The following is a 12081-nucleotide window of genomic DNA, read 5'->3' on the forward strand; positions in this document are numbered from 1 at the left end:
AAGAAGTCGGGAAAGTTGGCGTTTGATGTAGGGCGAATCGCTAAATCACGAGAGCCATTCGGCGCGGATCGGGATTTCATCGTTGCTCTGAGACGGCCGCGCTCGTTATGCTGCTGAATCCTTTAATCCATTCGGGTGCGGGCCTCACCTGCGCCGCCCGGGATGCCTTGGAAAACGGATCAGTTGCGATGAATGCACCGCTGAAAACATTCGGCCCGATCAAGGCCGTGATTTTCGATATGGACGGCTTGCTGCTGGATACAGAGGGCATCTACACCGAAGTCACGTCCATCATTGCCGCGCGTTACGGCCGAACGTTCGATTGGAGCATCAAGCAGAACATCATTGGCCGGGGCGCCGGGGATCTGGCGCGCTATGTCGTTGAAGCGCTCGACCTGCCGATCACCGCCGAAGAGTTTCTGGTGATCCGCGAGCCGCTGATGCGCGAGCGCTTTCCTACAGCGCAGGCGATGCCTGGCGCACAGGAACTGGTCCGGCACCTGAAGGCCAACAACATTCCCATAGCCGTGGGTACCAGTTCATCGAGCCAGTCGTTCGGTCAGAAAACCACCCTGCACCGCGACTGGTTCACCTTGTTCGACTTCATCGTCACCGCCGATGACCCCGAGGTGGGGGCGGCCAAACCGGCACCGGATATCTTCCTGACGGCGGCGCGGCGTCTGGGCGTCGCGCCCGAGGATTGCCTGGTGTTCGAGGATTCGCCCTTCGGTGTCACCGCGGCGAAAGCGGCGGGGATGACGGCGATTGCGATTCCGGATGCGGCAATGGCCGACGCCCGGTACGCACACGCCGATGGCATTCTTCGTACGTTGAAGGCGTTCGAGCCGGACGCCTTTGGTTTGCCTGCGCTTGAGTGGGCCTAGCTGAAAAGACGGGATGACTCTGGCAAATGTGGGAGCGAGCCTGCTCGCGAAAGCGGTGTTTCAGACAACATCAACCTGTCTGATACTCCCTCTTCGCGAGCAGGCTCGCTCCCACAGTTATTGCAGTTGACAGATATGCATCAGGCGCCGAAGCCACCGTCGATGGTCAGGCTGGCCCCGGTGATGTAGCCGGCTTCCGGGCTGACGAGGTAGGCGACGAAGCTGGCGATCTCTTCGGCCTTGCCGTAACGGCCCACGGCCATCAGCGGGATCAGGCTTTCCGCAAAGTCACCCTCGGCCGGGTTCATGTCGGTGTCGACCGGACCCGGCTGCACGTTATTGATGGTGATGCCTTGCGGGCCGAGGTCACGGGCCAGGCCTTTGGTCAGGCCGACCAGTGCCGACTTGCTCATGGCGTACGGGCCGCCACCGGCAAAGGGCATGCGGTCGGCGTTGGTGCTGCCGATGTTGATGATGCGACCGCCTTCGGTCATGTGCCTGGCGGCGGCCTGGGTGGCAATGAACACGCTGCGTACGTTGATGGCCAGGGTCTGGTCGAAGTCTTCGAGTTTGAACTCGGCCAGCGGCGCGACGGCCAGTACGCCTGCATTGTTGACCAGGATATCCAGGCGACCGAAGGCTTCCACCGTGGCGGACACGGCGCCGCGGATCGCGTCGGCGTCGGCGCTGTCGGCCTTGATGGCCAGGGCCTTGCCGCCCGAGGCGGTGATGCTGTGTTGCAACTCTTCAGCTTTGGCTGTCGAGCTGACATAAGTGAAGGCAACGGTCGCGCCTTCAGCGGCCAGGCGCTTGACGATGGCTGCACCGATACCGCGGGAACCACCTTGAATCAATGCCACTTTGCCGCTGAGGTTCTGAGTAGTCATGTCGATCTCCAAGTCCCGAGGCGAGATGTCCCGGTTGATGGAGGCTAGTATCAATTCAGGATTACGAGCTGTGTAGACCATAATTGCGATAGTCTGTGTAAACCAAAAGTTTATAGTGGCAGCTATGGAAACCTTCAGCAGTATCGAATGCTTTGTGCGCAGCGCCGAGGTCGGCAGCTTCGCCGAAGCGGCGCGACGCTTGAGCCTGACACCGGCGGCGGTGGGCAAGAGCGTTGCCAAGCTTGAGGCGCGCCTGGGCGTCAGATTGTTTCAGCGCAGCACGCGCAGCCTGACGCTGACCGAGGCCGGTCAGTTGTTTCTCGGCGAAGTCAGCACCAGCCTGCACACTATCCAGAATGCCGTGGCCAATCTCGCCAGCGCCGGTGGGCAGCCAGCGGGTACGTTGAAGGTCAGCATGGGGACGGTATTCGGTTGCCTGTACATAGTGCCGATGCTCGGCGAGTTTCTGCGGCGATTCCCGGCGATCAACCCGGACTGGCACTTCGACAACCGCCAGGTCGATCTGATCGGGCAGGGGTTTGACGCGGCAATCGGCGGTGGCTTCGAACTGCCCCAGGGCGTAGTCGCGCGCAAGCTGAGTCCGGCGCATCGGGTATTGGTGGCTTCGCCGGATTACCTGGCGGCACATGCGTCAATCACTGAGCCGGACGACCTCAAGCACCACGACGGGATTCTGATCCGCTCGCCGCAAACCGGTCGCGTGCGCTCCTGGCAGTTGACCCATCGCAATCAGCAACACAGCCCGTTGACGCTCAAGGCGCGGATGACCATGAGCGATTCCGAGGCCGCCTGCGTCACGGCCGCGCAGGGTCTGGGCATTGCGCTGGTGAGTATGCCGTTCGCCTCGGGTTACCTGGAGGCGGGCACATTGCAGCGAGTTTTGCCGGACTGGTACATCGACGACGGCTACACCTCCATTTATTACGCCGAACACAAACTGCTGCCCGGCAAGACCCGGGCGTTTGTCGATTTCATCATCGAGCAGTTTGCCGAGCGGGGGTTGGGGCAGAGGTTCAGTGCGGTTTGAGCAAGTCTTGAAACCGAGGGGCGGCCATCGCGAGCAGGCTCGCTCCCACAGGGAATTTGTGTGGGAGCGAGCCTGCTCGCGAAGAGGGCGCCGCGGTCTACCGGGCAAACCGCCCCGGCCAGCCAATGATGTTTTTCGGCCGCGGCGTCGCATAGGTCCGCACTTTCGAGGTCGACAGCCCCAACCGCACCAACGATTCGGCAATGGTCACCGCCGCCGTCACTCCATCCACCACCGGTACCCCGGTACGCCGGCGAATCTGCTCGTCCAGCCCGGCCATGCCACCGCAACCGAGGCAAATCACTTCGGCCTTGTCCTGGGTCACCGCCAGTTCGGCCTGGTGCACGATGGCTTCCAGTGCGCGCTGCGGTTCATGTTCCAGCTCCAGCACCGCCAGGCCACTGGCTCGTACCGAGGCGCAACGGTCCCACAGGCCGGAGAGCTTGAGGCGGTCTTCGATCAGGGGCACGGTGCGGTCGAGGGTGGTGACCACGGAATAGGCGTGACCGAGAAACATCGCCGTGCTGGCGGCAGCATCGGTGATGTCCACCACCGGCACGTTAAGCAGCTCCTGCAAGCCTTCGCGGCCGTGCTCGCCGTAGCCGGCCTGGATCACCGCGTCGAACGGCTGGTCGTAGGACATCACCCGGTCCATGACCGCGATGGCCGCCAGGTAACTTTCGAAGTTGCCCTCGATGGAGTCGGCGCCGAAGTGCGGGGTGAGGCCGACGATTTCCGTTCCGGGCGACGCGACGGCCTGTGCCGAGCGGGCGATGGCCTGGGTGATGGATTCGGTGGTGTTGACGTTGACCACGAGAATGCGCATGGGGAGTCCTTATTGCGGATGGTTCTGCGGCCGACTTTGCCGGGCCGCCATGGAGTTAATGGCTGGCGTTTTCGACCGCGATGGCTTCGCCGCTGACATCGGCGTAGTGCGCTTGGCGCTTGGCGATGATCAGGTAGAGCATTCCGGCGATGCCGGCACCAATCAGCCAGGAGAACGGCGACACGCTGTGGAACCCGGGCACCAGGGCCAGGACGATGGCGATCAGGGCCGCGGGAATGAACGCCGCCACCGCGCGCAAATTGACCCCGCGGCTGTAGTAATAGGGGCCGTTGGGGTCTTCGCTGTACAACTGCGGCACATTGACCTGGCCTTTTCGAACCAGCCAGTAGTCGACCATGATCACGCCGTACAACGGGCCGAGCAGGGCACCGAGGCCGGACAGGAAGTACACGATCACCAGCGGGCTGTTGTAGAGGTTCCACGGCAGGATCAGCACGGCGATGGTGGCGCTGATCAGTCCGGCGCGACGGAACGTCAGGTACTTCGGCGCCAGGTTACTGAGGACGAACGCCGGGGCGACGAAGTTGGCCATGATGTTCACCGCCACGGTGACGATCAGGAACGCCAGGCAACCGAGTACCAAAAAGAAGGTGTTGGGGATCGAGGCGATGATTTCGGTCGGGCTTTCGATGATCCGGCCGTTGATCTGGAACTGCGCGCCGCACAGCAGGACAGTGATGCCGGCGAACACCAGGATATTCACCGGCAAGCCCCAGAAATTTCCGACCTTGATGGTCTTGCGGCACGGTGAAGAGCGGGCGAAGTCGCAGAAATTGAGAATCAAGGTGCCGTAGATCGCCAGCCACAGTGCGCCACCGGCAAAGATATTGCGCCACATCTCACCACCGGTCAGCGGCTCACGGATCGACCAGGCAATGGTCGCGTTGGCCTGGAAGTACATCCACCCGGCGAGGGCGGCGACGGTCAGCAGAATCACCGGGCCGGCAAACGCTTCGTAGCGGCGCACCATCTCCATGCCATAGGCAAGAATCGCCAGTTGCACGAACCAGATCGCGACGAAACACACCCAGCCCAGGGTCGACAGGCCGAGGATCGAGTCGTGGTCGTAGTCGGCGAACCCGGGATGGATCGCCGTCAACAGCACGCGAAAGACGACGGAGGCGAGGTACGTCTGAATACCGAACCAGGCGATGGCGATCACGGCGCGGATCAACGCAGGAATCTGCGCCCCGTGAATGCCGAAACTGATCCGGCTGATGACCGGAAACGGAACCCCGGTCTTTTGTCCCATATAGCCGGACAGGTTCATGAAGCAATACACCAGCGCCGCTCCGATCCCCAGGGACAACAGGATCTGCCAGCCACCCAGGCCCAGGGCATACAGGCCGATGGCAAAGGAGTAGTTGGCAATGTTGTGAACGTCGTTGGTCCACAAGGCAAAGATGCTGTAGCGGCCCCAGCGCCGGCCTTCGGCCTTGGTCGGTGCGAGGTCCTTGTTGTGCAGGCGGGGACTGAGCACCACGGGGGAGTGATGCGCCTGATGGTCGGCGGTGTGGGTGGAATGGGGGGAGGGTAGATCCAGCGCGATATTGTTGTTGGAGAGACTAGTACGCATTCCGGCAGGCTCCTGATGCTCGACGCCGCGATGACTGTGCATGAGCCTTGGCTCGACAAATCTTCGTCGCGGGTGGCGAATATCATTGGTTACGGGGCATCTGCAGCCTGTACGGGATAGGGCGCTTCAGGCTTGCGGATCTAAAGTGTGTGTATGTTTTGAAGTGATTGTATACAAAACATGTATGCACTTAAGCCAGATCCATGCCAGCCGAGCGTTCTATGAACGGCGCTGTTCATTTCGTTTTGTTATGGCTTTTCGCCAAGTTATTGAAAAATTGACAATATAAATTGACCGTTTGAACAGGTATTTATTTTGAATAGGGGATTCAGGAGGGCGTGGCGGCGCACGTCGGGGGGAGGAACGTAACTTTTTGGGGCGTAGAAACTAAAAGTGCACACACAAATGGCACCTATGGTGACATTCCTGTGTACACATTTTTTGAAGCTGCAGATAACACTGTAGGAGCGAGCTTGCTCGCGATGAACCCGAGAACGCAGCGGGGTATCAGGCACCCCGCGTTATCGTTGACGACCATCGCGAGCAGGCTCGCTCCTACAGTGGGCTTACGCTTTGGACTTGCTGATGATGTTCCCCGCATGCAGCCCGCATTCCTTCTGCGTCGCTTCTTCCCACCACCAGCGGCCTTCACGCTCATGCTGGTTCGGCAGCACCGGGCGGGTGCAGGGTTCGCAGCCGATGCTGATGAAGCCGCGTTCGTGCAGGCTGTTGTACGGCAGCTCCAGCATGCGGATGTAGCCCCAGATCTCTTCGCTGGTCATTTGCGCCAGCGGGTTGAACTTGTACAGGGTGCGTTCCGCGGTGGAGAACGCGGTGTCGATTTCCATCACCGCGACGGCGCTGCGGGTGCCGGGGCTCTGGTCCCGACGCTGACCGGTGGCCCAGGCTTTCACGCCGGACAGCTTGCGGCGCAGCGGTTCGATCTTGCGGATGCCGCAGCATTCGCCATGGCCGTCCTTGTAGAAGCTGAACAGGCCTTTTTCCTTCACGAAGGGTTCAAGTTTCGTGTAGTCCGGCGACACCAGCTCGATGTCGATCTTGTAGTGCTCGCGCACCTGATCGATGAAGCGGTAGGTCTCGGGGTGCAGCCGGCCGGTGTCGAGGCTGAACACCTTGACGTTCTTGTTCAGCTTCCAGGCCATGTCCACCAGCACCACGTCCTCGGCACCGCTGAAAGATATCCACAGGTCATCACCGAACTCGGCAAACGCGAGTTTCAGGATGTCCTGGGCGGATTTGTTGGCATAGGTCGTGGCGAGTTCCACGACGTCGAACGTTGGGCTCATCAGGGCGGCTTCCTACAGGTCGGTGGCGCTGGGCGCTCTATATGGGGCCGATGGTAACAAAAAGCTGCACGGGTCGGGGCATCCTCTGCGTTGCGCAGGCAGGCCTGAGTCGCTAGAGTTCGGCAATCTTTTTGCTCGCTCGACTCAATAATCAATACAAATGGGAGTGTCTTGTGGAAATTGCCTGTCTGGATCTTGAAGGTGTGCTGGTCCCGGAAATCTGGATCGCCTTCGCCGAAAAAACCGGGATCGAATCCCTCAGGGCCACCACCCGGGACATTCCCGACTACGACGTGCTGATGAAGCAGCGCCTGCGGATTCTCGACGAGCATGGCCTGAAGCTCTCCGACATTCAGGAAGTGATCGCCACGCTCAAGCCGCTGGACGGCGCCATCGAGTTCGTCGACTGGCTGCGCGAGCGCTTCCAGGTGGTGATCCTGTCGGACACCTTCTATGAGTTCTCCCAGCCGTTGATGCGCCAACTGGGCTTCCCCACCTTGCTCTGCCATCGCCTGATTACCGACGACAGCGGGCGAGTCACGGGCTATCAACTGCGTCAGAAAGATCCAAAGCGTCAGTCGGTCCTGGCCTTCAAGAGCCTCTACTACCGAGTGATCGCGGCGGGGGATTCCTACAACGACACCACGATGCTGGGCGAGGCCGATGCCGGGATCCTGTTCCATGCGCCGGATAACGTGATTGCCGAGTTCCCGCAGTTCCCGGCAGTGCATACGTTTGAAGAGCTCAAGCAGGAGTTCATCAAGGCTTCGAACCGCACCTTGAGCCTGTAAACCCGATCCTTGTAGGAGCTGCCGAAGGCTGCGATCTTTTGATTTTGTTTTTTAAAGGCAAGATCAAAAGATCGCAGCCTTCGGCAGCTCCTACAGGTTATGCAGCGTTTGCAGCAGGATTTTCACCTTGGTGATCGATTCCTGATATTCGGCCTGCCACTCGGAATCCGCGACTATCCCGCCGCCGCCCCAGCAACACACCTGCCCATCCTTGACCAGCAAACTGCGGATGGCGATGGAGCTGTCCATCTCGCCGCGCACGTCCAGGTACAGCAACGATCCGCAATACAGGCCGCGTCGGGTCGGCTCCAGTTCGTCGATGATCTGCATCGCGCGAATTTTTGGTGCGCCGGTGATCGAACCACCGGGGAAGCTGCCGGCGATCAGGTCCAGAGCGTCGCGATCATCCGCCAGTTCACCGGTGACGCTGCTCACCAGGTGATGCACGTTCGGGTAACTTTCCAGGCTGAACAACTCCGGCACCCGAACCGAGCCGATGCGGCAGGTCCGGCCGAGATCGTTGCGCAGCAGGTCGACGATCATCAGGTTTTCCGCGCGGTCCTTGGGGCTGGCCAGCAGTTCGGCGGCGTTCGCGGCGTCTTGCCCAGGCGTCAGGCCCCGAGGCCGAGTGCCCTTGATCGGGCGGGTTTCCACATGGCGCTGGCTGACTTTGACGAAGCGCTCCGGCGACAGGCTGAGGATGGCATCGCCGTCAGGCAAGCTCTGGAATCCGGAAAAAGGCGTCGGGCACGCGGCGCGCAAGGCGCAGTAGGCGGCCCACGGATCGCCCTGGCAGGGCGCGCGAAACCGTTGGGCGAAATTGACCTGATAACAGTCGCCGGCCTGAATGTACTGCTGGATGCGCTCGATGGCCTGTTGATACTCGTCAGCGCTCAAGTCGGCGGTCATCGGGGTGAGCAGTTTGAAGGGCGCAACCGCTTCAGGTGCCGGTTGGCTGAACAGCTCGATCAGGCGCTGACGTTCGCTGTCGGGCAGGGTCGGGTGGAACACCAGCTGGCTGGTCAGCGCAAGGTGATCGCTGACCAATGCCCAGCCATACAGGCCGAAACGCGCGTCGGGCAGATGCAGGTCGTCACTGGCCTGGCTCGGCAGGCGCTCCAGATGTCGGCCGAAGTCGTAACTCAGGTAGCCGATCAACCCACCGGCAAACGGCAACTCATAAGGTGCCGGCAAAGAGGCTTCGCCCAGGCGCGTCAGGTTATCGCGCAGGCGCTGCAGGAAAGCCTCGCCACTTTCGTCGGGCGCTACCGTCAGTTGTTCCAGCGGCCAGGCGCTGAGCAGGTCATAGCGGCCGCGATCGGCGCTGGGGCGGCCGCTGTCGAGCAGCACGGCGCCGGGGGCATGGCGAATCGCCGCGAAGTAGTGGGCGGGGTTGGCGCGATAGGGCAGCGGGTGTACGGAGCAGGTCAACATGGGCGGGGGAAGTCAGCCATCGAGGCGGGGTGGCGATTGTAGTCCTCTCGGAGAATTGCTCCTAGAGGGGGATGGAGTGTAGGAGCGAGCTTGCTCGCGATGGTCGTGAACGATGACGCTGGGAGCCTGACACCCCGTGGCGCTCTCTGGTCCATCGCGAGCAAGCTCGCTCCCACAGGGTTCAGTGCTGCTCTTGTGGGAGCGAGCCTGCTCGCGAAAGAGGCGACTTGGTTCTGGATCAACCCTCGACCGCAGGAATATGCCCAAACATCTCCTGCACAAACGCCACGCGCTCTTCGACCGTTTCGGTCACGCCACGAGCCTTCAGGTCTTCCAGTCGTGCTTCCACCGCATGAGTACGCAACGTCAGCCCGCAGTCGTTGGCAATCTGGATATTCAGCCCCGGCCGGGCGTTGAGTTCAAGGATCAGCGGGCCTTTTTCCTGGTCCAGGACCATGTCGACACCGATGTAGCCCAGCCCGCACAACTCATAACAGCCAGCGGCGAGTTTCATGAAACCGTCCCAGTAGGGCAGTTGCACGCCATCCACCGCGTTGGTGGTGTCCGGGTGTTTGTTGATGATGTTGTTCAGCCAGGTGCCGCGCAGGGTCAGGCCGGTGGCCAGGTCCACGCCGACGCCGATGGCGCCTTGGTGCAGGTTGGCCTTGCCGTTGGACTGGCGCGTCGGCAGGCGCAACATGGCCATCACCGGGTAACCCATCAAGACAATGATGCGGATATCCGGCACGCCTTCGTAGCTGATGCTCTTGAAGATCTGGTCCGGAATCACGCGGTATTCGATCAGCGCCCGGTCGCGGTGACCGCCCAGGGAGTACAGGCCGGTCAGGATGCTGGAAACCTGGTGCTCGATTTCTTCATGGCTGATGATCCGGCCGGACACCGTGCGATAACGCCCTTCAAAGCGGTCGGCGATGACCAGGATGCCATCGCCGCCAGCGCCCTGGGCCGGTTTGATCACGAAGTCATTGCGTGCGCCAATGATCTCTTCGAGATTGTCGATTTCCTTCTCGGTGGAGATCACGCCATAGAGCTCGGGCACATGGATGCCGGCGGCGATGGCGCGCTCCTTGGTGATGATCTTGTCATCGACGATCGGGTACAGGCTGCGCTTGTTGTACTTGAGCACGTAGTCTGCGTTGCGCCGATTGATCCCCATGATGCCCCGGGCTTCCAGGGCCTTCCAGGTCTTCCAGAGGCCGAACATCAGGCGTCAGCCTTTTTCAGGAAGGCCTTGAAGCGCACCAGTTCGGTCAGGCGATAGCCGCGATAACGACCCATGGCCAGCATGAAACCCACCAGGATCAGCAGGATTGCCGGGAAGGTGAACACGAAGTACACCAGTTCCGGCACGCTCATGATCAGGTGCGCCAGGGACGCGGCGAACAGCGTGCCGATGGCCACTTTCATGGCATGGCCACCGCCGCGCTCTTCCCAGGTGATCGACAGGCGTTCGATGGTCATGGTCAGGATCACCATCGGGAACAGTGCCACCGACAAGCCGCGTTCCAGGCCGAGTTTATGGCTGAGCAGGCTGATGGCCGCAATCAGCACCACCACGAAGGTCAGTACCACCGACAGCCGCGGCAGCATCTGCAGTTTCAGGTGTTCGAGATAGGAGCGCAGCGACAGCCCCAGCGCCGTGATGATGGTAAACAGCACGATACCGAAGCCGAGCTGGGTTTCGCGGAAGGCCAGGGCGATCAGCACCGGGGTGAAGGTGCCCAGGGTCTGGATGCCGATCAGGTTGCGCAGGATCAGGATCACCAGTACGCCGATCGGGATCATCACCATGATCATGAAGGTCTGCTGGGTTTGCAGCGGCAGGCCGTACAACGAGTACTCGAGGAAGTTGGCGTCGGTGTTTTCGTCGGTCAGCTTGGCCAGGCGAATGGCGTTCATTTCGCTGTTGTTCAGGCTGAAGGTCACATTGGCCTTCTTGCCGCCATCGACGGTGATCAGGTTTTCGTCGCCGGTCCACCACAGCAGGCGGTCGGTCGGCAGCCCTTGCTCACCGGTTTCCGGGTTGAAGTACAGCCAGTCGGTGCCATTGAAACTGCGCAGCCACAGTTCCGGTACCTGCGGCTGGTCTGCCACCAGGCGAATGGTGTGGACCTTCTCGATCGGCACGTGGGCGATGGACAGCAGCAGCTCGACGGTTTTCGCCTTGTGCGCGGTGGATGGATCACCGGCCAGCAACAGTTTCACGTTGTCGTCGTTGAGGTTGTTGACCCGCTTGATGGCTTCGCCGACGAAGGTTTCGACGTCGGCCGAATGCTGGCGAATCGGTGCGAGCAGGGCTTCGGCGGCGATTTTTTCCGGGCCTTCGATGGTGATGCTGTCGCGAAAGGTCGGGCCCTTGATCTTGGCCTTCTCGCCGGAATAACGCTTGGTCAGTACCAGGCGGTAATACAGCGTCTGATTGCCTTTGGCCCGGCGTGCCGACCAGGTGACCTTGCGGTTGCCGTCGACCCGGTTCACGGCCACGCCGTAGTTATTGGAGATGAAGCTCTCGTTGAGGCTGACGAAGTCGCGGCTAAGCGGTGGCACGAACATCTGGATCTTGACCGGATCCTTGGCGCTGGCGACGAACTCGACCTTGGCGTCGATGTTCCACAGGTCGTCAGTGGCGTCTTCGGTCACCGGGATGCCCAGCACGAAGATCTGATAGGCCGTAACTGAAATGCCCAGCACCACCAGGATGGCGATCAGCAGTTTCAGATGAAGGGTAAGAGAGCGCATTTGAATTACTCGGCGGTATGAGCGTCGGTGGTGCAGGCGGGTTTGCCGGCAGCATATTTAAGGCTGGGGTCAACCAGTGCATCGAAACGCTTGAGCGCTTCGGAGCCAATCAGGAGCGGATATTGGAACGCGCTACGGTCGGTCAGGTTCACTTCGATGCTGCGCAGGGCCGAGCCCATGCAGATGTCCAGTTCGATCACGGGGCGGGCGGTGTACTTCTTGCCTTCCTCGGGGTCGTAGTCGCCGGCCCGGCGCTTGATCTTGCTGACACGGGCCAGCGGGCGTTCGATCGGATGCGAATGGGCGGCGTCGATGGCCAGGTAAAACCGTACCCAGGATTCGCCGTTGCGTTTGAAACGTTTGATGTCCCGTGCACTCAGGGAAGCGGTTTTTGCCCCGGTGTCGAGTTTGGCCGCCACTTCCAGGTCGATGCCATTGAGCGATGCGTACTCATTGAGGCCATACACAGTCTTTTCCCCGGCCATGGCGAACCCGGGCAGGCAAAGTAAATAAAGGAAAGCAGGGAAGGGCTTGAGTCTCATAAATC

At 60.9% G+C, this 12081-nt stretch carries 11 protein-coding genes; 3 read left to right on the forward strand and 8 right to left on the reverse strand.

The window, feature by feature from the left end:
• Positions 1–188: 188 nt before the first annotated feature.
• Positions 189–884 carry an HAD-IA family hydrolase gene (locus tag KW838_RS18115; RefSeq protein WP_095964046.1) on the forward strand — a complete coding sequence of 232 codons (696 nt, stop codon included), beginning with the start codon at positions 189–191 and terminating at the stop codon, positions 882–884.
• 140 nt (positions 885–1024) lie between these two features.
• Here KW838_RS18115 and KW838_RS18120 read toward each other — a convergent pair whose 3' ends face one another.
• Entirely contained in the window at positions 1025–1771 is a 747-nt protein-coding gene (locus KW838_RS18120) for a 3-oxoacyl-ACP reductase family protein (RefSeq protein ID WP_218502113.1), read from the reverse strand.
• A gap of 124 nt (positions 1772–1895) precedes the next feature.
• On the opposite strand from KW838_RS18120, the gene KW838_RS18125 reads away from it, so the two are divergent.
• Positions 1896–2819 (forward strand): LysR family transcriptional regulator, encoded by a 924-nt coding sequence (locus KW838_RS18125; RefSeq protein ID WP_218502115.1) that lies wholly within the window; start codon positions 1896–1898, stop codon positions 2817–2819.
• Positions 2820–2916: 97 nt separating this feature from the next.
• On the opposite strand, the gene KW838_RS18130 is transcribed toward KW838_RS18125, so the two are convergent.
• From KW838_RS18130 to KW838_RS18140, 3 genes are all read right to left on the reverse strand, one after another.
• Positions 2917–3645, reverse strand: coding sequence for an aspartate/glutamate racemase family protein (locus KW838_RS18130; RefSeq protein ID WP_007988885.1), 729 nt, complete (start codon positions 3643–3645; stop codon positions 2917–2919).
• A gap of 55 nt (positions 3646–3700) precedes the next feature.
• On the reverse strand, positions 3701–5242 hold the full coding sequence (locus tag KW838_RS18135; protein ID WP_218502118.1) for an NCS1 family nucleobase:cation symporter-1: 1542 nt from the start codon (positions 5240–5242) through the stop codon (positions 3701–3703).
• A gap of 566 nt (positions 5243–5808) precedes the next feature.
• A complete protein-coding gene (locus KW838_RS18140; protein WP_102673279.1) occupies positions 5809–6549 on the reverse strand; it encodes a phosphoadenylyl-sulfate reductase in 741 nt (246 codons plus the stop codon).
• Between the two features lie 173 nt (positions 6550–6722).
• On the opposite strand from KW838_RS18140, the gene thrH reads away from it, so the two are divergent.
• A complete protein-coding gene (gene thrH / locus KW838_RS18145; protein ID WP_102702772.1) occupies positions 6723–7340 on the forward strand; it encodes a bifunctional phosphoserine phosphatase/homoserine phosphotransferase ThrH in 618 nt (205 codons plus the stop codon).
• Between the two features lie 90 nt (positions 7341–7430).
• Here thrH and pabB read toward each other — a convergent pair whose 3' ends face one another.
• From pabB to KW838_RS18165, 4 genes are all read right to left on the reverse strand, one after another.
• On the reverse strand, positions 7431–8774 hold the full coding sequence (gene pabB / locus KW838_RS18150) for an aminodeoxychorismate synthase component I (RefSeq protein WP_218502129.1): 1344 nt from the start codon (positions 8772–8774) through the stop codon (positions 7431–7433).
• A gap of 238 nt (positions 8775–9012) precedes the next feature.
• A complete protein-coding gene (locus tag KW838_RS18155; RefSeq protein ID WP_218502131.1) occupies positions 9013–9999 on the reverse strand; it encodes an alpha-L-glutamate ligase-like protein in 987 nt (328 codons plus the stop codon).
• The gene (locus tag KW838_RS18160; protein ID WP_218502134.1) at positions 9999–11534 is read right to left on the reverse strand and encodes an inactive transglutaminase family protein; all 1536 of its coding nucleotides are present in this window, start codon (positions 11532–11534) and stop codon (positions 9999–10001) included. The genes KW838_RS18155 and KW838_RS18160 overlap by 1 nt, the downstream gene beginning before the upstream one ends.
• A 5-nt stretch (positions 11535–11539) precedes the next feature.
• Positions 11540–12076: an ATP-dependent zinc protease gene (locus tag KW838_RS18165; RefSeq protein ID WP_085716837.1), complete on the reverse strand. Its 537-nt coding sequence runs from the start codon at positions 12074–12076 to the stop codon at positions 11540–11542.
• Positions 12077–12081 lie beyond the last annotated feature (5 nt).

Origin of the sequence: Pseudomonas sp. PDM27 (assembly GCF_019219205.1) — a bacterium.
Classification (GTDB): Bacteria; Pseudomonadota; Gammaproteobacteria; order Pseudomonadales; family Pseudomonadaceae; genus Aquipseudomonas; species Aquipseudomonas laurylsulfatiphila.

What these genes read in the sequence shown, in the direction of transcription:
- KW838_RS18115 (WP_095964046.1), top strand. Translation starts at nt 189, where the DNA reads ATGAATGCACCGCTGAAAACATTCGGCCCGATCAAGGCCGTGATTTTC.
- KW838_RS18120 (WP_218502113.1), bottom strand. Translation starts at nt 1,771, where the DNA reads ATGACTACTCAGAACCTCAGCGGCAAAGTGGCATTGATTCAAGGTGGT.
- KW838_RS18125 (WP_218502115.1), top strand. Translation starts at nt 1,896, where the DNA reads ATGGAAACCTTCAGCAGTATCGAATGCTTTGTGCGCAGCGCCGAGGTC.
- KW838_RS18130 (WP_007988885.1), bottom strand. Translation starts at nt 3,645, where the DNA reads ATGCGCATTCTCGTGGTCAACGTCAACACCACCGAATCCATCACCCAG.
- KW838_RS18135 (WP_218502118.1), bottom strand. Translation starts at nt 5,242, where the DNA reads ATGCGTACTAGTCTCTCCAACAACAATATCGCGCTGGATCTACCCTCC.
- KW838_RS18140 (WP_102673279.1), bottom strand. Translation starts at nt 6,549, where the DNA reads ATGAGCCCAACGTTCGACGTCGTGGAACTCGCCACGACCTATGCCAAC.
- pabB (WP_218502129.1), bottom strand. Translation starts at nt 8,774, where the DNA reads ATGTTGACCTGCTCCGTACACCCGCTGCCCTATCGCGCCAACCCCGCC.
- KW838_RS18155 (WP_218502131.1), bottom strand. Translation starts at nt 9,999, where the DNA reads ATGTTCGGCCTCTGGAAGACCTGGAAGGCCCTGGAAGCCCGGGGCATC.
- KW838_RS18160 (WP_218502134.1), bottom strand. Translation starts at nt 11,534, where the DNA reads ATGCGCTCTCTTACCCTTCATCTGAAACTGCTGATCGCCATCCTGGTG.
- KW838_RS18165 (WP_085716837.1), bottom strand. Translation starts at nt 12,076, where the DNA reads ATGAGACTCAAGCCCTTCCCTGCTTTCCTTTATTTACTTTGCCTGCCC.